The organism is Streptomyces sp. NPDC088387, from assembly GCF_044753385.1.
Classification (GTDB): domain Bacteria; phylum Actinomycetota; class Actinomycetes; order Streptomycetales; family Streptomycetaceae; genus Streptomyces.
Genome location: NZ_JBIVNC010000011.1, coordinates 245838 through 266238, shown reverse-complemented (window position 1 = coordinate 266238; position 20401 = coordinate 245838). Strand labels below are relative to the sequence as shown.

The 20401-nt window shown below is 72.4% G+C and carries 18 protein-coding genes and 1 pseudogene; 9 read left to right on the top strand and 10 right to left on the bottom strand.

The features are described 5' to 3' along the window. Positions 1–7: 7 nt before the first annotated feature. Both ACIQAC_RS28390 and ACIQAC_RS28385 read right to left on the bottom strand, forming a co-directional pair. Positions 8–493: a nitroreductase family deazaflavin-dependent oxidoreductase gene (locus ACIQAC_RS28390; RefSeq protein ID WP_402195713.1), complete on the bottom strand. Its 486-nt coding sequence runs from the start codon at positions 491–493 to the stop codon at positions 8–10. A 17-nt stretch (positions 494–510) separates the two neighbouring features. After that, positions 511–1767 carry an acyl-CoA dehydrogenase family protein gene (locus ACIQAC_RS28385; protein WP_402195600.1) on the bottom strand — a complete coding sequence of 419 codons (1257 nt, stop codon included), beginning with the start codon at positions 1765–1767 and terminating at the stop codon, positions 511–513. Positions 1768–1883: 116 nt separating this feature from the next. On the opposite strand from ACIQAC_RS28385, the gene ACIQAC_RS28380 reads away from it, so the two are divergent. From ACIQAC_RS28380 to ACIQAC_RS28370, 3 genes are all read left to right on the top strand, one after another. Beyond that, entirely contained in the window at positions 1884–3059 is a 1176-nt protein-coding gene (locus ACIQAC_RS28380) for a thiolase C-terminal domain-containing protein (RefSeq protein WP_402195598.1), read from the top strand. 182 nt (positions 3060–3241) lie between these two features. Further along, a complete protein-coding gene (locus tag ACIQAC_RS28375; RefSeq protein ID WP_402195595.1) occupies positions 3242–3664 on the top strand; it encodes a pyridoxamine 5'-phosphate oxidase family protein in 423 nt (140 codons plus the stop codon). A gap of 121 nt (positions 3665–3785) precedes the next feature. Continuing rightward, a complete protein-coding gene (locus tag ACIQAC_RS28370; RefSeq protein ID WP_402195593.1) occupies positions 3786–4451 on the top strand; it encodes a pyridoxal 5'-phosphate synthase in 666 nt (221 codons plus the stop codon). Between the two features lie 39 nt (positions 4452–4490). Here ACIQAC_RS28370 and ACIQAC_RS28365 read toward each other — a convergent pair whose 3' ends face one another. Next, the gene (locus ACIQAC_RS28365) at positions 4491–4919 is read right to left on the bottom strand and encodes a Zn-ribbon domain-containing OB-fold protein (RefSeq protein ID WP_402195591.1); all 429 of its coding nucleotides are present in this window, start codon (positions 4917–4919) and stop codon (positions 4491–4493) included. A gap of 11 nt (positions 4920–4930) precedes the next feature. Beyond that, on the bottom strand, positions 4931–5380 hold the full coding sequence (locus ACIQAC_RS28360; protein ID WP_402195590.1) for a DoxX family protein: 450 nt from the start codon (positions 5378–5380) through the stop codon (positions 4931–4933). 210 nt (positions 5381–5590) lie between these two features. Here ACIQAC_RS28360 and ACIQAC_RS28355 point away from each other — a divergent pair, with 210 nt between their 5' ends. The 4 genes from ACIQAC_RS28355 (at position 5591) to ACIQAC_RS28340 (ending at position 11273) form a co-directional block, all read left to right on the top strand. Further along, complete coding sequence (locus tag ACIQAC_RS28355; protein WP_402195587.1) at positions 5591–6814, top strand: flavin-containing monooxygenase; 1224 nt, start codon at positions 5591–5593, stop codon at positions 6812–6814. Between the two features lie 164 nt (positions 6815–6978). Continuing rightward, the gene (locus ACIQAC_RS28350) at positions 6979–9249 is read left to right on the top strand and encodes an acetate--CoA ligase family protein (RefSeq protein ID WP_402195585.1); all 2271 of its coding nucleotides are present in this window, start codon (positions 6979–6981) and stop codon (positions 9247–9249) included. A gap of 16 nt (positions 9250–9265) precedes the next feature. Further along, entirely contained in the window at positions 9266–10132 is an 867-nt protein-coding gene (locus ACIQAC_RS28345; protein WP_402195583.1) for an enoyl-CoA hydratase/isomerase family protein, read from the top strand. Positions 10133–10274: 142 nt separating this feature from the next. Then, positions 10275–11273 (top strand): hypothetical protein, encoded by a 999-nt coding sequence (locus ACIQAC_RS28340; RefSeq protein WP_402195582.1) that lies wholly within the window; start codon positions 10275–10277, stop codon positions 11271–11273. 28 nt (positions 11274–11301) lie between these two features. Here ACIQAC_RS28340 and ACIQAC_RS28335 read toward each other — a convergent pair whose 3' ends face one another. Further along, positions 11302–12342: a GlxA family transcriptional regulator gene (locus tag ACIQAC_RS28335; protein WP_402195581.1), complete on the bottom strand. Its 1041-nt coding sequence runs from the start codon at positions 12340–12342 to the stop codon at positions 11302–11304. Between the two features lie 215 nt (positions 12343–12557). On the opposite strand from ACIQAC_RS28335, the pseudogene ACIQAC_RS28330 reads away from it, so the two are divergent. Further along, a pseudogene (locus tag ACIQAC_RS28330) lies at positions 12558–13864 on the top strand (MFS transporter). A gap of 90 nt (positions 13865–13954) precedes the next feature. Here the strand turns inward: ACIQAC_RS28330 and ACIQAC_RS28325 are convergent. The 4 genes from ACIQAC_RS28325 to ACIQAC_RS28310 form a co-directional block, all read right to left on the bottom strand. After that, on the bottom strand, positions 13955–14545 hold the full coding sequence (locus tag ACIQAC_RS28325; protein WP_402195580.1) for a flavin reductase family protein: 591 nt from the start codon (positions 14543–14545) through the stop codon (positions 13955–13957). A gap of 159 nt (positions 14546–14704) precedes the next feature. Then, on the bottom strand, positions 14705–15754 hold the full coding sequence (locus tag ACIQAC_RS28320; RefSeq protein WP_402195577.1) for a Zn-dependent alcohol dehydrogenase: 1050 nt from the start codon (positions 15752–15754) through the stop codon (positions 14705–14707). 12 nt (positions 15755–15766) lie between these two features. Continuing rightward, the gene (locus tag ACIQAC_RS28315) at positions 15767–16909 is read right to left on the bottom strand and encodes an acyl-CoA dehydrogenase family protein (protein ID WP_402195575.1); all 1143 of its coding nucleotides are present in this window, start codon (positions 16907–16909) and stop codon (positions 15767–15769) included. 306 nt (positions 16910–17215) lie between these two features. Next, positions 17216–18127: an SDR family NAD(P)-dependent oxidoreductase gene (locus ACIQAC_RS28310; RefSeq protein ID WP_402195573.1), complete on the bottom strand. Its 912-nt coding sequence runs from the start codon at positions 18125–18127 to the stop codon at positions 17216–17218. 84 nt (positions 18128–18211) lie between these two features. On the opposite strand from ACIQAC_RS28310, the gene ACIQAC_RS28305 reads away from it, so the two are divergent. Further along, positions 18212–19138 (top strand): cyclase family protein, encoded by a 927-nt coding sequence (locus ACIQAC_RS28305; protein ID WP_402195571.1) that lies wholly within the window; start codon positions 18212–18214, stop codon positions 19136–19138. 401 nt (positions 19139–19539) lie between these two features. On the opposite strand, the gene ACIQAC_RS28300 is transcribed toward ACIQAC_RS28305, so the two are convergent. After that, positions 19540–20031 (bottom strand): ATP-binding protein, encoded by a 492-nt coding sequence (locus ACIQAC_RS28300; protein ID WP_402195711.1) that lies wholly within the window; start codon positions 20029–20031, stop codon positions 19540–19542. Between the last annotated feature and the right edge of the window lie 370 nt (positions 20032–20401).

Here is a 20401-nt window from a genome sequence, read left to right as displayed (position 1 = left end):
CCCCGGATCAGCCCGGCGTCACGGACCGCCGTACCAGCCGGAAGACCCGCAGCTCCCGCTCCACCCGGGCCTGATAGGTGGCGTACGGCGGCCAGAACGCCAGCAGCGCCTGCCAGGCCGCCGCCCGCTCCTCCCCCGTCAGGAGCCGGGCGGTGACCGGGATGTCCTCGCCCCGCCAGTTGACGACGGCGTCGGGGTGGGCGCGGAGGTTGGCCGTCCAGGAGGGATGGGCGGTACGGCCGTAGTTGGAGCCGACGAGAAGCCACGACGGCCCGCCCGCCTCGGAACCACTCCCCTCCGGCATACAGGCGAGCGGTGTGCGGCGTTCGAGGCCGCTGCGCGCGCCCTTCGCGGTGAGGATGAGGCTGGGCAGCATCAGCCCGCTGAGGATCAGCCTGCCGCGGGTGAGCCGGTGCACACCGCGGTCGAGCGCGGGCACGACGTAGGGCGCGGCCTTCGCGAACCCCCTGGTCGACGAGACCTTCTGCACCATCCGCACACCGATGCGCGTCACACCGCCACCCGCCCCTCGAAGAGTCCGGCCAGTTCCGCCGCGCGGGCCCGGAGCCGGTGGACCGGCCCGAACAGCAGCTCGTCCCCGGCGGCCCGCTTGAAGTAAAGATGGGCATCGTGCTCCCAGGTGAAACCGATGCCGCCGTGCAGCTGGATCGCCTCGGCCCCGGCGGTGCGCAGCGCCTCCAGCCCCTGCGCGAGCGCGAGCCCGCCGACCCCCTCGCCGTGGGCGGTCGCCCAGGCCGCGTAGTACGCCGCCGAACGCGCGGCCTGCACCTGCACATACACGTCGGCCAGCCGGTGCTGCACGGCCTGGAACGACCCGATGGGCCGCCCGAACTGCTCGCGCCGCCCCACGTGTTCGACCGTCACCTCCAGCACCCGGTCGGCGGCCCCCACGGCCTCGCAGGCGAGGAACGCGGCGGCCCGGTCGCCCAGTTCGGCGAGAACGGGGAGGACGGTGGGGATGGCGGGCGCGGTGGGGCCGGTGGGGACGCCCGCGACGGACTCGCCGGGGTCGCCGGGGCCTGCGGGGCCGGCCGGGTCGCCGAGCAACTGTGCGTGCACGTCCCGGAGTTGGACCCGCGCCCGCGGCCGGGTGGCGTCGAGTGCCGTCTGCCGGGTCCGTACGAGACCCTCCGCGTCGCCGGTCACGAGGAAGAGCAGGGTGCGGGAGCGGGGGAAGCCGCCGGTGTGCGCGGGGACGACGAGCAGCCCGGCGCTGTGCCCGTCGAGCACCTGATCGGCCTCGCCGTAGAGCCGCCAGCCGCCTTCGGCCAGCGGGCGGGCCTGGATCCCGCCCGCACGTCCGCCGCCCGCCCACGGGCCGTCGTTGGCGCCGGTGAGCGCGAGGGCGGTGGGGAGGGCGGACCCGGAGACCACGAGGGCGGCGGTGAGCCGTCCGGCGGCGATCGGGGGCAGCCAGGTCTCCCGCTGCTCCTCGGTGCCGAGTGCGAGCAGCAGCGGGGCGGCGAGTACGGAGGTGGCGAGCAGCGGGGAGGGGATCGGCAGCCGGCCGGTCTCCTCGCCGACCAGGGCGAGTTCGGTCGCCGAGCAGCCGACACCGCCGTAGGCCTCGGGGAGGGCGAGTCCGGGCAGGCCGAGCTGTTCGGCGAGGGCCGTCCACAGGGCGGGGTCGTGGCCGGGCGGGGTGTCGACGGCGGCGCGTACGTCCTGGCCGCGGCAGCGCCGGCGCAGCAGTTCGCGGACGCTGCGGCGGATCTCGTCCTGCTCGGCGGTGAAGGCGGCGTCCATGGCGATCCCCTTCGAGCAACGTATCTGACGGGCCGTCATATTAGATCGGGCGGATCCGATTTCCCAGAGCCCGGACACCTGCCACCAACACCCACATCTGATATACCGTCAGATTCATGTCGCCAGGGAACCGTAAGGTCGCGGTGGTCGGTGTCGCCCTCTCCGACTGCGGCCGCGTGGACGAGGCAACGCCCTACACCCTGCACGCCCAGGCCGCCCGCCGGGCACTGGCGGACGCGGGGCTCGACCGGGAGGTCGTCGACGGCTTCGCCTCCGCGGGGACCGGCGTACTGGCACCCGTCGAGGTCGCCGAGTATCTGGGCCTGCGTCCGAACTGGGTCGACTCCACGACCGTCGGCGGCTCGACGTGGGAGGTCATGGCGGCGCACGCGGCGGACGCGATCGCCGCCGGGCACGCCAGGGCCGTACTCCTCGTCTACGGCTCGACGGCCCGCGCGGACGTGAAGGCGGGCCGCCGCACCGGAAACCTCTCCTTCGGCGCCCGCGGACCGCTCCAGTTCGAAGTCCCCTACGGCCACACGCTGATCGCCAAGTACGCGATGGCGGCCCGCCGCCACATGATCGAACACGGCACGACCGTCGAACAGTTGGCGCAGGTGGCGGTGCAGGCGCGGGCGAACGCGGCGCTGAACCCGGACGCGATGTTCCGCGACCCGATCACGGTCGACGACGTCCTGTCGGGCCCGATGATCGCGGACCCCTTCACCAAGCTGCACTGCTGCATCCGCTCCGACGGGGGCGCGGCGGTCCTGCTGGCGTCGGAGGAGGTGGTACGGGACTGCCGTACGGCCCCCGTGTGGGTACTCGGCACCGGTGAGCACGTCTCGCACGCCACCATGTCCGAGTGGCCCGACTTCACGGTGTCCCCGGCGGCGGTGAGCGGCCGCCTGGCCTTCGAACGGGCCGGGGTGCGCCCGGCGGAGCTGGACTTCGCGGAGATCTACGACGCCTTCACCTACATGACCCTGGTGACGCTGGAGGACCTCGGCTTCTGCGCGAAGGGCGAGGGCGGGGCGTTTGTGGAGAAGGGCCGCCTGCTCGTCGAGGGCGGGGAGCTGCCGGTCAACACGGACGGCGGCGGCCTCTCGGCCCAACACCCCGGAATGCGCGGCCTGTTCCTCCTGGTGGAGGCGGTACGGCAGTTGCGCGGGGAGGCGGGGGCACGGCAGGTGCGGCGGAGGACGGACGGGCGGCCGCCTCGGCTGGGGGTGGCGTCGGGGACCGGGGGGTGGTTCTGCTCGTCGGGGACGGTGGTGCTGGGGGCGGGGTGAGGGGGCGGGGTGAGGGAGCGGGGTGAGGGAGCGGGAGCGGGACCCGGCGGTGGAACACGTGGGCCGTGGGAGTGGTTGCCCCACGGAGGAGACGGTGGACGACGTCCGTACCGTTGACGGATTTCGTACCGTTTCGAGGCTGCCCCTGTCCTTGCCGCCCAACCGCCGGAGGCGATCCGCACATGGCACTGACCCGAGAAGAGCGCGAAGAGTTCCTGACCGAGCCACATGTGGCCGCGCTGGCGGTGGACGCGGGCGCGGGACGGGCTCCGCTGGCGGTGCCCATCTGGTACCAGTACGCGCCCGGCGGTGACGTGTGGATCCTGACGGGACTGGACTCCCGTAAGAACAGGCTGATCAGCGAGGCCGGACGGTTCACGCTGATGGTCGACCGGCTGGAGCCGACGGTCCGGTACGTGTCCGTGGAGGGGCCGGTCGTCGACACCAGGGCCGCCAGGATCGAGGACCTGCGCGAGGTCGCGGCCCGCTATCTGCCGGCGGACAAGGCGGAGGCGTATGTGGAGTTCTCCTGGAAGAACCACGGGGAGATGGTCGTGATCACGATGCGCCCGGAGCGGTGGGTGGGGACGGACCTGGGGTCGTAGCGCGTACGTCCGTACGGCCGCCAGGGACCGTACGGCCGCCCAAGACCGTACGGCCACCCAAGACCGTACGACCACCCAAGACCGTACGACCGCCCAGGACCGGAACCGGGATACTCGAACCATGGAACCGGACCTTCACAAGCTGCTGATGTCCCTGCGGGTGTGGGCCCCGGAGGTCACCACGCTGCCGGTCTTCGACCCGGAGTCCGCGCCCGCCGATCCGCTTCCCCTCTTCACGACGTGGTTCGCCGAGGCGGTGGAGGCGGGCCAGCCGGAACCGCACACGATGTCCCTCGCCACGTCGGACGAGACGGGCCGGGCGGACGTACGGACGGTGATACTGCACGGCGCGGACGCCCGCGGCTGGTCCTTCGCGACCCATGTGACCAGCCGCAAGGGCCGCCACCTCACGGACTGCCCGTACGCCGCCCTCGGCTTCTACTGGCCGCTCCTGGGCCGCCAGATCCGCGTCCGCGGCCCGGTGACGGCGGGGACGCCGGAGGAGAGCCGGGCGGACCTGCACGCCCGCTCGACGGGCGCGCTGGCGGCGGCGCTGACGGGCCGGCAGAGCGAGACGCTGGCCTCGCTGGAGGAACTGAACCGCGCGTCGGAGACGTCCTGGACCCGGGCGTCCGCAGATCCGGCCACCCCGGCCCCGACCTGGACCCTCTATCGCCTCCACCCGGACGAGGTGGAGTTCTTCCAGGGCGACGAGGCACGACGGCACGTACGACTGACGTACGGGCGAGAGGGCGAGCGCTGGAACCGACGGCTGCTGTGGCCGTGACGCGGTGGGTGCTCAGTGACGGGGAGATCAGTGAGGCGGTCAGCGGCTTGGTGACGTACTCGGTCCACCGAGAACCCCGCCCACCCCGAACACCGGTACCCCCTCCCGGAAGTGGACCTCCAGGGGCATGCCGGCGTGGAGGGTGGTCGGGGTGGGGGTCACGAGTTCTGTCATCATGCGGGGGCCCTCCGTCAGGTCGACGACCGCCGCGACGTACGGGGTGCGGGTGCCGAACGGCGGGAGGTCGTTTCGGTGGACCACGGACCAGGTGTAGAGGGTGGCCCGGCCGGTCGCGCGTATCCAGGTGACCTCGTCGCTCCAGCAGTACGGGCAGAACTCGCGCGGGTAGTGGTGACTCCGGTCGCACGCGCCGCAGTGGCGGATCAGCAGCCGGCCCTCGGCCGCGGCGTCCCAGTACACGCGGGTGAACGCGTCCGGCTCCGGGACGTCGTACCGGACCCCCGTCACCGGAACCACCGTCACTGGAACCACCCCAGCGCCCCGTCCAGCGACCACGTCTGCCACGACATCCCGAACAGCGCCACCACCGAGATCAGCGCCATCATCGAGTTCTGCCCCTGCTCGGCCCAGTCGTGGATCATCAGCGTGAAGTAGAGGACGTTGAGCAACAGGCCTCCGACCAGCGCCACCGGCGTCAGAAAGCCCAGGATCAGACCGGCGCCCAACGCCAGCTCGGCGTAGAGGACGACGTACGCCACGGCCTTCGGCCGCGGCCCGACCACCGTCGCGAAACCGGAACGTACCGCCGTCCAGCGATGCTTCGCCGCCATGTCCGCGGCCCACGCGATCCCCGCCCCCTCGGACCACGTCTTCTTGTCCTTGTGCCGCCAGCTCTCCAGCCACCACAGCCCGAGCCCGATCCGCAGTACGGCCATCCACTCCGCCCCGCCGAGCCAGATCGTGTCCATACGCTCTCCTGCCCCCGAGGCCATATCTGACGGTACGTCAGTTCAGCGGATCCGGGCCGGTGACGCAAGGCGTCCACCACGAACCTCGTGGCAATTGCGGACAACAGACCGGAACCACCCCGCACAATCCATGCCATCCGTGACCAACCCGCAATCAATTCCCGCCTTGACCGAGACCCATCAACCAGATGGGTGATTACGCTCCCGAACATGGCCGACTCCACAGCGTCCGCACCCCCCACGCAGCACCCCACGCAGCACCCCGCGCCGCAGCCCGCCGACCGCCCCGTCTACGTCATCGGCGGCGGCCCGGGCGGCCTCTCCGTGGCCCACGCGCTGCGGGCCCGGGGCATACGCGCCGTCGTCCTGGAGCGGTCCGACCACGTCGGCGCCTCCTGGCGCGGCCACTACGACCGGCTGCACCTGCACACCACCCGGCGGCTCTCCAGCCTGCCCGGGCTGCCCATACCGCGCCGGTTCGGACGCTGGGTCTCCCGCGACAACGTGGTCCGCTATCTGGAGAAGTACGCCGAGCACCACGAACTGGAGATCGTCACCGGCGTCGAGGTCTCCCGCGTCGAGCCCGCCCCCGACGGCACGGGCTGGCTGCTCCACGCCACCGGTGGCCGCGAACTCACCGGCGCCGCCGTCGTCGTCGCCACCGGCCTCAACCACACCCCCACCGTCCCGGACTGGCCCGGCCGCGCCACCTACACCGGCGACCTCCTGCACGCCGCCGAGTACCGCAACCCCACCCCCTTCACCGGCCGCGACATCCTCGTCGTCGGCGTCGGCAACACCGGCGCCGAGATCGCCGTCGACCTCATCGACGGCGGCGCGTCCCGCGTACGGCTGTCCGTGCGCACCGCCCCGCACATCGTCCGCCGCTCGACGGCCGGCTGGGCCGCCCAGTACACCGGCGTACTCGTCCGCCGGCTGCCCGCCGCCCTCGTCGACCGGCTCGCCCGCCCCGTGGCCAGGCTCACCGTCCCGGACCTCGCCGCCCACGGCCTGCCCCGCCCCGACACCGGGCTCCTCAGCCGGGTCCGGGCCGGCGCGATCCCGGTCCAGGACGTCGGCCTGATCGACGCCGTCCGCAAGGGCAGGGTCGAGATCGTCGCCGCCCTGGAGAGCTTCGAGGACGGCAAGGTGCTGCTCGCCGACGGCACCCGGATCTCCCCGGACGCCGTCGTCGCCGCCACCGGTTACTCCCGCGCCCTCGACGGCCTGATCGGCCATCTCGACGTCCTCGACGAGCGCGGCGGCCCCCGCACCCGCGGCGCCCGCACCCCGAAGAACGCCCCCGGTCTCTACTTCACCGGCTTCACCAACCCCATCAGCGGCAACCTCCGCGAGATCGCGATCGACGCCCGGAAAATCGCCAAGTCCATTGCCCGCAAGGGTGAGTTGAAGGCATCGAGGGTCGTGGGCTGAGTCCCCTACGGGGGCCTCCCGCACCCCGTCCAACGCTCCCACCGGGAACCGAACACCCCGTATCCCGCCAACTTTGCGTGCACAGCGGTTCCTGACGTTGCGTCAGTTCAGTAATCTGACACTGCGTCAGTTATTCGTGCTGTAACAAGAGGAGCGGGCGGACGATGCTTGGATCAACCCACGGCACCCTCACCACCGACTCCCGCCGGGCCCGGGTCATCGCCTGCGGTGAGCAGCGTCCCGGGCCCGCCGTCCACGGCCGTACGGCCGACGAGGGCGACCTCGACGTCAGTGGCCGCCCGCTCTACGCGGACGTCCCCGATCTGGACCGCTTCTTCCGTCCCGAGTCCGTCGCGGTCGTCGGCGCCTCGGACACCGAGGGGCGCCCCAACACCGGTATCACCCGGCAGCTGACCGGCTGGGCCGAGCGGGTCGGCGCCCGGCTGTACCCCGTGCACCCCACCCGCGACTCCGTCTTCGGCATCGACTGCTTCCCTTCGGTCGCCGACCTGCCCGAGCAGATCGATCTCGCCGTACTGCTGGTCGCCGACCCCCTTCCCGTCGTGGAGGAACTCGCCGCGGCCAAGGTCAGGTTCGCCGTCGCCTTCGCCTCCGGGTTCGCCGAGACCGGCGAGGAGGGCGCCGCCGCGCAGGACCGGCTGGCCACCGCCGTACGCCGGGCCGGCGTCCGGCTGCTCGGGCCGAACACCAACCTCAACGCCTTCGAGCGGTTCCGCGACGACCTCGACGGCCCGGCGATCGCCCTGATCACCCAGTCCGGCCACCAGGGACGGCCCGTCTTCGCCCTCCAGGAACTCGGCGTACGCCTCTCCCACTGGGCGCCGACCGGCAACGAGGCCGACCTGGAGACCGCCGACTTCCTCTCCTACTTCGCCGAACAGCCCGAGGTCGGTGCCATCGCCGCCTACGTCGAGGGCCTGAAGGACGGCCGCTCCTTCCTGCTCGCCGCCGACCGGGCCGCCCGGCGCAAGGTGCCGGTCGTCGCCGTCAAGGTCGGCCGCACCGAGACCGGCGCCCGCACCGCCGCCTCACACACCGGCAAGCTGACCGGCGCGGACACGGTGGTGGACGCGGCCATGCGCCAGTACGGCGTGATCCGGGTCGACGGGCTCGACGAACTCCAGGACACCGCCACCCTGCTCGCCCGCGCCCGGCCGCCGCTCGCCGACGGAGTCGTCGTGTATTCGATCTCGGGCGGCACGGGCGCGCACGTCGCCGACCTCGCGACCACGGCCGGTCTGCGGCTGCCGGTGCTGTCCGAGGCCCGGCAGGCCGAGCTGCACCAGTGGATACCCGCGTATCTGAGCGTCGCCAACCCGATCGACAACGGCGGCCATCCGGTGGGCGACTGGCGCGGCCGGAAGATCATCGACGCGATCCTCGCCGACCCGGCGGTCGGTGTGCTCGTCTGTCCGGTCACCGGGCCCTTCCCACCCCTGAGCGACCGGCTCGTGCGCGATCTGGTGGACGCGGCCGAGGAGACCGACAAGCTGGTGTGTGTCGTGTGGGGCTCGCCCGCCGGGACCGAGCCCGCCTACCGCGACGTACTGCTCGGCTCCTCGCGCGTGGCCACCTTCCGCACCGTCGGCAACTGCCTGACCGCCGTCCGCGCCTACCTCCAGCACCACCGCTTCGTCGACACCTACCGCTCCCCCTTCGACGAGGCCCCCCGCAGCCTGTCGCCGTCCTTCCGCAAGGCGCGCGAACTGATGCGCCCGGGCCAGCAGTTGAGCGAGCACGCGGCGAAGCAGCTGCTGCGGTCCTACGGCATCCGTGTGCCGCGCGAGCAGTTGGTGACCAGCGCGGCGGCGGCCGTACGCGCCGCGGGTCAGGTGGGCTACCCCGTGGTGATGAAGGCGTCCGGCGCCCGGATCGCGCACAAGACCGAGCTGGGGCTGGTGAAGATCGGCCTCACCTCGGCGGCGCAGGTCCGCGACGCCTACCGGGAGCTGACCGACATCGCCCGCTACGAGGGCGTCGAGCTGGACGGCGTCCTGGTCTGCCAGATGGTCGAGCAGGGCGTCGAGATGGTCGTCGGGGTCACGCAGGACGACCTGTTCGGACCGACCGTGACCGTGGGGCTCGGCGGGGTCCTGGTGGAGGTGCTGCGGGACACCGCCGTACGCGTGCCGCCGTTCGGCGAGGACCAGGCGCGGGACATGCTCTCCGAACTGCGCGGGCGGGCCCTGCTCGACGGGGTGCGGGGGCGGCCGCCGGCCGATCTGGACGCCCTCGTGGAGGTGGTCCTGCGGGTCCAGCGGATGGCGCTCGAACTCGGTGACGAACTCGCCGAGCTCGACATCAACCCGCTGATGGTCCTGCCCCAGGGGCAGGGGGCGGTGGCGCTGGACGCGCTCGCGGTGTGCCGCCCATCCGCCGGTCAGCCGTCCCACCGGCCCGACCAGTCGTCGTAACAAGCGCAGAACTCCCATGACCGCCTCCCCCGAAAAGTCCTTCGACACCGCAGATCCGACACAAACGTCCACGGAGTCCCAAGTGCCGGAAAACTCCGCTGCATCATTCGTACAGCAGGCCACTGACAATCACGTCTCGCTCATCACGCTCAACCGGCCCGACGCCCTCAACGCCCTCACCCCTGACCTGCGTGAACGCCTCATCCAACTTTTCTCGGACGCCTCCGCGGACCCCGACGTACGGGCCGTCGTCCTCACCGGAACGGGACGCGGCTTCTGCGCCGGCGCGGACCTCCGCGGGGGCGCCGCCGCGCCACGCGTCCCCGGCGACGTCGCCCGCACCCTCCGGCTCGGCGCCCAGCGCCTCGTCGCCACCGTGCTCGACTGCGAGAAGCCGGTCGTCGCGGCGGTGAACGGTACGGCGGCCGGGCTCGGCGCCCATCTCGCGCTCGCCTGCGACCTCGTACTGGCCGCCGAATCGGCCCGCTTCATCGAGGTGTTCGTACGCCGTGGCCTCGTCCCCGACGCGGGCGGCGCCTATCTGCTGCCGCGGCTTGTCGGACCGCAGCGGGCGAAGGAGCTGATGTTCTTCGGGGACGCGCTCGGCGCCGCGGACGCCGAACGGCTCGGCCTGGTCAACCGGGTCGTGCCGGACGCCGACCTCGCCAAGACGGCCCGCGAGTGGGCGGACCGGATCGCCACGGGTCCCACCCGTGCCCTCGCCCTCACCAAGCAGCTGGTCAACGCCTCGCTCGACAGCGACCGTTCCACGGCCTTCGCCGCCGAGGCCGCCGCCCAGGAGATCAACATGACGACCCGGGACGCACAGGAGGGCCTCGCGAGCTTCACGGAACGCCGCGCGCCCGTCTTCGAGGGGCGGTGACGAACGGGGGCCGTGTCGGGAGGAACGGGGGCGTGCGCGGGGGAATGGGGGGCGTGCCCGGGGAATCGGGGCCGCGCCCGGGGAACGAGGGCGTGCCCTGGGTGGCTTGCCAAGGTCGTCCCCGCTGACCCATCGTGACCCGGTGACCATGACCGACCCGAGTCCCCCGCAGCGGCGCATCGTCTCCGGCGCCCGCAACGCGGAGCGGATTCTGGCCCTCGGTGGCCTGCTGGCCGTCGCCGTGGTGCTCGCGCGCCTGCTGGCGGGCGGCCAGACGCTCCAGGTGGCCGCCGTCTCCGTGCCGGTCGGACGGATGTGGATCGTGCTCGCCGCGCTGACGGCCGCGCACGCCTTCACCGCACGGTTCCTCGCGATGCAGATCTACGAGTACCTGGACCGGCTGCCGTCTCCCGACCGCGCGGGCTGGGTGTTCGACGAGATCACCACCGGAGCCAACGCCTTTGTGCACGGACTGGTCTCCCGCGCGGTGCCACGGCGCCGGCCCGTGCTCGGCAACCCGATGTCACCCCACGACCCCTCGGCCTGGGTGGCCCGGGGCGCGGGCGTGCTGCTCCTCCTGGCCGTCCTGCCCTGGTGGTGGGGCGAGTCCCGGCTGCACTGGAGCGGGAACGGCCTGCTGGTGGCGCTCGCGATCGTGCTGACCCTGGTCAACTGGCGGTCGGGAAGCCGGTGGTTGATCGCCCTGTCCCGGCTCGACGCCGTACGCGGCGGAGCGCGGACCCGGACGCGGGCCGCCTACACGGCCGGAGAGCTCGCCCGCCTCATGCCCCCGGTGCAACTGACCGACGACCGGTACGTCCTGGAGGAGGTCGTCGGCGTCTACCGGCGGTTGGTCGACCACCCTCTCCCGATCCGCGACACGCCGGACACGCCGACGGACGCCGACCGGGGTTTTCCCGGCCCCTCGGACACGCCGGTGGACTCGCTCACGGAGCTCCACCGGGCCGGCATCAGCTTCAAGTACGTCGTGGTGCGGGAATCCTTCCCGGAGGCCGATCTGCCCGAGCTCCCGTGGTTCGTGACCGAGGAGGAGCTCCTGCGGCACCAGAGCGCCGGCCTGCCCGAACCGATCCGTTTGCGCCGGCCCTACAAGGCCCCCTGGTGGGAGATCTCCAACTGACCCCGCGCCCGCGCGGATCGCACCCGGGTCACACGCGGCTCCCCGCCGCCTCCGCCCTTTCCGCTCCCTCCGCCCCCTCCGCGCGGAACGTCCTCCGATAGGCCGTCGGCGTCACCCCCAGCGCCGTCTGCAAGTGCTGCCGCATCGACTGGGCGGTGCCGAAACCGGCGTCCCTGGCGACCTGGTCGACGGACAGGGCGGTGGACTCCAGGAGATGGCGGGCCCGTTCGACACGCTGCTGGGTGAGCCACTGGCCGGGACTGACGCCGACCTCCTCGCGGAAGCGGCGCGTGAAGGTCCGTACGGACATCGCCTCCTGCCCCGCCATGTCCCGCAGCTGGATCGGCTCGTGGAGCCGCCCCAGTGCCCACGCGCGTGCCGTGGTGGTGGACGCCTGCTGCGGGTCGGGCACCGGGCGTTCGATGTACTGCGCCTGCCCGCCGTCCCGGTGCGGCGGTACGACGGTCCTGCGGGCCACGTCGTTGGCGACGGCGGTGCCGTGGTCGCGGCGCACGATGTGCAGGCACAGGTCGATGCCGGCCGCGACGCCGGCCGAGGTGAGGACGTCGCCGTCGTCGATGAACAGCACGTCCGCGTCGACCTCGATGTCCGGGAACAGCGCCTGGAGGCGGGCGGCGTCCGACCAGTGCGTGGTGGCCGGGCGGCCACGGAGCCGGCCCGCGGCGGCGAGGACGTAGACGCCGGTGCAGATGGAGGCGAGGCGGGTGCCGGGGCGGATCAGGGCGAGGGCCGCCGCGAGCTCCTCGGTCAGCTCGCCCCGCTCGTAGACCGGGCCCAGTTCGTAGGACGCCGGGACGATCACGGTGTCGGCGGTGGCCAGCGCCTCCGGGCCGTGGCTGACGTGGATGTCGAAGTCGGCGTCCGTGACGACCGGGCCGGGCGGCCGGATCGAGCAGGTCACGACGTCGTAGAGCAGCCGTCCGTGGGCGTCGCGGGGGCGGCCGAAGATGCGGTGCGGGATGCCCAGCTCGAAGGGGAGCAGCCCGTCGAGGGCCAGGACGACCACGCGGTGCGGCCTGAAGGCCGGCGGCTCCGGGTTCGTACTCATGGCCCGATCCTAACGAATACTGTCCCTCGGGCCACTCGATGGACATCATCCCGGCCAGCAAGCTGGATGACGTGACCCAGACAACCGAGGCCGCGTCCGCCGACGCGGGAGACCCCGCCGACGGCCCCACCGACTCCGGCCCCGAGGAGAGCCCGCGCGCCGCCACCGGGGCGAAGAGTGCCGACACCGGGGCGCAGACTGCCGACACCGGGGCCATGAGTGCCGCCACCGGGACAAAGCGTCCCGCCAGGCGCTTCCCCGTACGCCGTATCCACCGCGCGTGGTTCGTCGCCGCCGTCACCTTCGTGACGATCATCGGCGCGGCCGCCTTCCGTTCCCTGCCGGGCCTGCTCATCGACCCGCTGCACGCGGAGTACGGCTGGTCGCGCGGCACGATCGGCGCCGCGGTCTCCATCAACCTGGCCCTCTACGGCCTCACCGCGCCGTTCGCCGCCGCGCTGATGGACCGGTTCGGCATCCGGCGTGTCGTGGCGGTCGCGCTGGTGGTGATCTCGCTGGGTTCCGGGCTGACGGTGTGGATGACGGCGGCCTGGCAACTGCTGCTGTGCTGGGGTCTGCTGGTCGGCCTGGGCAGCGGTTCGATGGCGCTGGCGTTCGCGGCGACGGTCACCAACCGCTGGTTCACCGAGCGCCGCGGCCTGTCACGGGCATCCTGACGGCCGCGTCGGCCTCGGGCCAGCTGATCTTCCTCCCCGTGCTGTCCTGGCTCGTCGAGCGCCACGACTGGCGCCCGGCGGCCGTCACGGTGTCCCTGGCCGCGCTGGCGGTCGTCCCGTTCGTCTGGCTGCTGCTGCGCGACCACCCGGCCGACGTGGGCATGAAGCCGTACGGTGCCAAGGAGTTCGTGCCCAAGCCGCCGCCCGTGCCCGGAGCCGCCCGGCGCACGCTCAAGGTGCTGTCCTCCGCCTCGCGGACCGGCACCTTCTGGCTGCTGGCGGGCTCCTTCGCGATCTGCGGCGCGTCCACCAACGGCCTGGTCCAGACGCACTTCGTGCCCGCCGCGCACGACCACGGCATGCCCATCACGGCGGCCGCGTCGCTGCTCGCGGTGATCGGCGTGTTCGACGTGGTCGGCACGGTCGCCTCCGGCTGGTTCACCGACCGCTACGAGGCGCGCCGCCTGCTCGCCGTGTACTACGCGCTGCGCGGCATCTCGCTGCTCTTCCTGCCGATGCTGCTCGCGCCGAGCGTGCACCCGCCGATGGTCTTCTTCATCGTCTTCTACGGTCTCGACTGGGTCGCCACCGTCCCGCCGACCCTGGCCCTGTGCCGCGAGCACTACGGCGAGGACAGCGCCATCGTCTTCGGCTGGGTCCTCGCGTCCCACCAGATCGGCGCGGCGCTGATCGCCTTCCTGGGCGGCGTGGCCCGCGACGTCTTCGGCACGTACGACATGATCTGGTACGCGTCCGGCGCGCTGTGCGCGGCGGCGGCCCTGATGGTGCTGGTCATCCGGCGCAAGGGTGTCGTGGAGGCGCCGCAGCTCGGGACGGCGGCGTAGGCGACCGCCGGGGGCCCGTCACACCAACCGGAACCGGGCCCGCTGGAACAGCACGCGTCACACGAACCGTGCCCGCTGGAGCAGCACGCGTCACACGAACCGTGCCCGGTGGAACAGCAGGGGCCGTGTGTCCGGCGCACCCGCCCCCAGCGCCTCCACCCGTCCCACCACGATGAGGTGGTCGCCGCCGGTGTGCACCGCGTGGATCGTGCAGTCGATCCACGCGAGGGCCCCGGTCAGGCGCGGGGAGCCGGAGACCGGCGCCGGATCGTGGTCCACGCCGGCGAACTTGTCGCCGCCGCGCACCGCGAAGCCGCGGCACAACTCGCCCTGGCCCGCGCTCAGTACGTTCACGCAGAACACGCCCGCGCGGGCGATGCGCGGCCAGGTCGTCGACGTACGGCCCACCATGAAGACGACGAGGGGCGGGTCGAGGGAGAGCGAGCTGAAGGACTGGCAGGCGAAGCCGGCCGGGCCGCTCTCACCGTCGGTGGCTGGTGCGGTGACAACGGTCACGCCCGTCGCGAAGTTCCCCAGTACCCGCCGGAACTCCGCCTGGTCGACCGGTGCCCGCTCGTCCTCACCGACACACCGAAGGTCGGGGCGGGGCAAGGCCTCCACGGGGCGGCGCGGCGACCCGAGATAGCGGACGGCGGCTGCGGCCATTCCTACGTGTCCCATCACGCCATCCATTGAAACTGACGGACCGTCAGATGGGAAGCCCCGTGCCTGTGTGGAGCGCCCCGCCCGCACGGGACACCCCTCATGCGTGGAGCGCCCCTCCTGCGTGGAGCGCCCCGCCCGCACGGGACACCCCTCCTGTGTGGAGCGCCCCTTCCCTCAGAACGTCACCACGCCCCGCGCCACCCGCCCCGCCTCCGCGTCCGCGACCGCCTTCGCGAAGTCCTCCACGGCGTACGTCTGCGTCACCAGCTCGTCGAGCAGCAGCGTCCCCGCGCGGTACATGTCCGCGTACAGCGCGATGTCCCGCTGGGGTCGCGAGGACCCGTAACGGCAGCCCAGGATGGACTTGTCCAGGTACATCGAGGAGACCAGGAAGCTCGCCTCGGCCGTGGCGGGCGGCACGCCGAGCAGTACGGCCTGTCCGTGTCGGTCCAGGAGGTCGACGGCCTGCCGGATCAGTTCCGTACGGCCGACGCACTCGAAGGCGTGGTCCACACCCGTCGGCAGCAGCTCACGGACGGCCTGTGTCGACGTGAGGAAGTCCGTCGCCCCGAACCGCCGCGCGAGCGCCTCCTTGGCCGGGTTGGCGTCCACGGCCACGATCCGCAGGGCGCCCGCGATCCGGGCCCCCTGGATGACGTTGAGACCGATGCCGCCGGTGCCGATGACCAGCACGGTGTCCCCGCGGTCGACACGCGCGCGGTTGAGCGCCGCCCCGACGCCGGTGAGGACTCCGCAGCCGATCAGCGCGGCGGACGTCAGCGGGATGTCCTCCGGGATACGGACGGCCTGCACGGCCTTGACCACCGTCCGTTCCGCGAAGGCCGAGTTGGACGCGAACTGGTACAGCGGTTCGCCGCCGCGCGTGAACAGCTTCCGGGGGCGCCCGATGGCCTGCCGGCACATCGTGGGCCGCCCCCGATCGCACTGCGCACAGGTGCCGCAGTTGGCGAGCGTGGACAGGGCCACGTGGTCGCCCGGCGCGACATGCCGCACACCGGCGCCGACCGCCTCCACCACCCCGGCGCCCTCGTGCCCGAGGACCACGGGGACCGGGAACGGGATGGTCCCGTCCACCACCGACAGGTCGCTGTGGCACAGCCCCGCCGCCGAGATCGCCACCCGCACCTCGCCGGGCCCCGGATCCCGTACCTCCAGGTCGTCCACGACCTGGACCTGCTTCCCGTCGAACACCACACCACGCATGACGGCGTCCCCTCAGCCCTTGGGTTCTCTCGGCAGACCGAGCACACGCCCGGCGATGATGTTGCGCTGTATCTGGTCGGATCCGCCGTAGACGGTGTCCGCGCGGGAGAACAGGAACAGGTGCTGCGCCGGGTCGAGTTCGTACGGCGCCGCCGGCGACCAGTCCGCCGGGCCGACGCCCGCCGCCGCGCCCCGCACCTGCATCGCCAGTTCGCCGAGCCGCTGGTGCCAGCCGCCCCAGAGCAGCTTGGCCACGCTGGGCGCGCCCGCGTCGCCCGCCCCGCCGAGGGTGCGCAGGGCGTGCCAGCGCATGGTGCGCAGCTCGGCCCACTGCCGCACCAGACGGTCCCGTACGACGGGATCCCCGACGGCGCCCGTCGTCACGGCGGTCAGCGCCACGCGCCCCAACTCCTCGGCGAACCCGATCTGCTGGGCCAGTGTCGAGACACCGCGCTCGAAGCCGAGCAGGCTCATCGCGACACGCCAGCCCGCGCCCGCCCCGCCGACGAGATGCTCCACGCGCGCGTGGGCCCCGTCGAAGAAGACCTCGTTGAAGTCGCCGGTTCCGGTCAGTTGGCGAATCGGACGGACCTCGATCCGGCCCGGCTGGTCCATCGGCACCAGCAGGAAGCTCAGGCCGTGGTGGCGCCGGGAGCCGGGCTCGGTGCGGGCGAGCACAAAGCACCAGTCGGCCTCGTGCGCGAGGGACGTCCAGATCTTCTGCCCGGTCACGCGGTAGCCGTCGGCGGTGAGTTCGGCTTTCGTACGGACTCCGGCAAGGTCGGATCCGGCGCCGGGTTCGCTGTAGCCCTGGCACCACAGTTCGTCGCCGGCGGCGATCGGCGGCAGGAAGCGGGCCTTCTGCTCGTCGGTGCCGTGGGCGAGGAGCGTCGGGGCGAGCAGCTTCTCGCCGATGTGCCCGGAGCGCGGCGGGGCGGCCGAGCGGGCGTACTCCTCGGCCCACGCGACCTGCTGGGTGAGTGTCGCGCGCCGGTTGCCGTAGCCGTCCTCGGGCCAGCCGAGACCGATCCAGCCCGCCTTGCCGAGGGCCCGCTCCCAGCTGCGGCGGTCCTGACCCGCCTCCGCGTGGGCGGCGAGCCACTCCCGTGCCTCCGCGCGGAACTCCTCGTCCTGCGGCACCAACCCGAACTCCACGGTGGCCTCCCGGGCCTGTCGTCCGAACCGTCCCGGCGTCACGGCCCCCACGCCGGGATGGACTTAGCACTGACACCCGGCGTCACGGGCCCAGCCCCGGAAGGGACTTGGCACCTGGCGCCCGGCCGCTCAAGGCCCCCGCCCCGGCAGAAGCCGCGCACCCGACCCACAGCCTCACGAACCCCACCCCGGCAAGGACCGCGCACCCGACGTCAAGAACCCCACCCCGGCAGGGCCGCACACCCCCGACCTCACAGCCCCGCCCTCCCATCGCCGGCCGCCCGCGCGGACCGCCCGCACGGACCGTCACGCGTTGGGCCGTGCCCCGTCGCGCGCGGCCTTCGCCATCTCCTCCAGCCGTGCCAGCATCGGCATCGGATCCGTGCCGACCGTCCCCGGCAGGAAGTCCGCGATCCGCTCCGGCGTCCAGGGCCCCTCGCCATAGGCGGCGCGCAGCTCACGCGGTTGTGCCCATACGGCGATCTTGGGCCCGGCGACCGTGTACACCTGCCCGGTGACGCGGGCCTCCCTGGCGCGGTCGGACAGCAGATAGACCACGAATGCGGCCACGTCCTCCGGTTCGCCGATCTCGGTGAGCTCCATGGGCACGTTCGCCGACATGCGCGTACGGGCCACCGGCGCCACCGCGTTGGCGGTCACCCCGTACTTGTGCAGCCCGAGGGCGGCGCTGCGCACCAGCGAGATGACGCCGCCCTTGGCCGCGCTGTAGTTGGCCTGCGAGACGGACCCCTGGTGGTTGCCGCTGGTGAAGCCGACGAGGGTCCCGGAACGCTGTTCGCGCATCACGGCGGCCGCCGCGCGGAACACGGTGAACGTGCCCTTGAGGTGGGTCGCGACGACCGGGTCCCACTCCTCCTCGGACATGTTGAACAGCATCCGCTCGCGCAGGATGCCGGCCACGCACACGACCCCGTCGAGGCGCCCGTACGACGACAGGGCCGTCTCCACGACCCGGCGGCCGCCCGCCATGGTGGAGATGTCGTCGGCGACCGCGACGGCCTCGCCGCCGGCCGCCTCGATCTCCTTCACCACGGCGTCGGCGACCTCGCTCGTGGGCGCTGTGCCGTCGGCCGCCACGCCGTGGTCGTTGACGACGACCCGCGCTCCCTCGGCCGCCGCGCCGAGTGCGACCGCGCGGCCGATGCCCCGCCCGGCGCCCGTGACGGCGACGACCTTGCCTGCCAAGAAGCTCCCCACGCCGGCCCCTTCCCGCGTTATCTGACGGACCGTTAGATTTTATGTCCCGCCAGACGTGCGGAGACAAGCCCCGGGGAGGGACCGATGTCACTGCCGGACGCGTTCCACGAGATCGCCAAGCGCGTGAGCAACCGGGGCCGTTGGGGAGCCGACGACGAGATCGGCACCCTCAACCTGGTCACCGACGAGGTGGTCCGGGAGGCCGCGGCCTGCGTCCGCACCGGCCGGCGTGTGCCGCTCGCGCTGCCGCTGCGCCAGGGCGGGGTGCAGACCGGGATGATCCCCGGGCGGGTGGATCCGCTGCACGTGATGGTGCAGATCAACCAGGAGATCTTCGGCCCCGGCACGGTGGCGTGCAGCGACGACGCCGTGACCATGAGCCTCCAGGCGGGCACCCACTGGGACGCGCTCACCCACGCCTCGCACTCAGGGCGTATCTACAACGGCCGCCCGGCGGGCACCATCACGGCCCACGGCGGCGCCGAGTTCTCCGGCATCGACAAGGCGCGGCACATCGTCTCGCGCGGGGTGCTGCTGGACGTGGCACGCGCGCGGGGCGTCGACCGGCTCGACGGCGGACACGCCGTCACACCCGAGGACCTGGAGGCCGCCGAGGACTTCGGCCGTACGCGCGTGCGCGCGGGCGACATCGTGCTCGTCCGGACCGGGCACGTGCGGGTGCTGCTCGCCGGGGACAAGCACGCGTACGCCTATCCGTCGCCCGGTCTTTCGATCCGGACACCGGAGTGGTTCCATGCGCGCGATGTCGCAGCCGTCGCCAACGACACGCTGACCTTCGAGATCTTCCCGCCCGAGATCGACGACCTGTGGCTGCCGGTCCATGCGCTGCACCTGGTGGAGATGGGGATGCTCCAGGGGCAGAACTGGAATCTCGAAGAGTTGTCCACAGCCTGTGGACAAGCCGGACGGTACGCCTTCCTGCTCTCGGCGATGCCGGAGCCGTTCACCGGCGGCACGGGAACCCCGGTGGCACCCGTGGCCGTTCTCTGAACACCTTCCGAAGAGCCGGACGGTGCCGTGTCTCCCCCACCGCGACCGCGCCCGAACGGGAAGGACCCGACCCTCCCGAGCACGGCATGACACGCCACCGCCCGACTTCCGGCGCTCCCGCCCCGGTTCCTCAAGGCCCTGAGGGAACCGGCGCCGAATCACGACCCACACTCGCCGAGGACCCCCGTCACTGGAGCCCTCGCCGTCCCCTCACGGCGAATCGCTGACCACAAGCGTGATCAAACGGACACGTCGCGTCAACACCCGATCGGGGATTTATCACTTACGCCCGAATCGCAGCGGCCGCGCACGGGAGCACACCAGGGCGCACAGATCACGCCATGGACAAGGCCCGACCCGCGCGGGCCCCGCCCATGCGCCGGGCGGTGAGCCGCCGGCGGCTACACGGCCTCGTACGCCAGCCCCTCGAAGCCCTCGGAGCCCTCGTAGTTCTCGAACTCCTCGTAGCCGGCGCCGCCTCCGCAGGCCAGCGCGGTACCGCCGGGCCCGCAGCGGTCGAGTTCGCACCAGATGCGCTTGCCGTCACCCTCGCGGTTCCAGCCCCAGCGGTCGGCGAGACCGTCGACGAGGGCGAGTCCGCGGCCGCCCGTCGCGTCGCCGTCCACCCAGCGCGGCACGGGCGCCCGGTCGCTGCTGTCGGCCACCTCCAGGCGCACGGTGGCCTCTTCGGTCGCGGCGCCCGGCAGGGAGAGCCGCAGCACTGCCGGATGGCCGGTGTGCACCACGGCGTTGGTGACCAGTTCGGAGACGAGCAGGATCAGTGTCTCGGCGAGCGGTTCGTCGGCCTCTATGCCCGAACCGGCGAGCCGCGACCGGGCCCACCTCCGGGCGCGCCCCACCTCCGCGGGGTCGGGCCGGACCTCCAGCTGCACTTGAAGCACCTGCACCGCTCACACCATCCGAACCGGCGGACACCAAGGCTCACGCCTCACGAGGGCCACGATCGTAGCCATTTTCCGCATGCGCAGAACAATGGCCTGAGCAAGGTTCACGGAACGTGAATCCCTTACGAGACAGCTTGATTGACGTTCTGTCACCACAACAAGCGCTTCGGGCATATTCCAGCGCGAAGGAGTACCTGTGCGGCATACTGTGCGACGCTCGTTCCCAGGAGTCGAACGAGCGGAACCGCGGCACTCTTCTCCCGCGCGAGCAGCGGCACACACGGCCTGGTCCGGGGATGCCCCAGGAGTCACACCGGCATGGCTCGTGCTCGGAACCACTCGCATCTCACACAAGGTA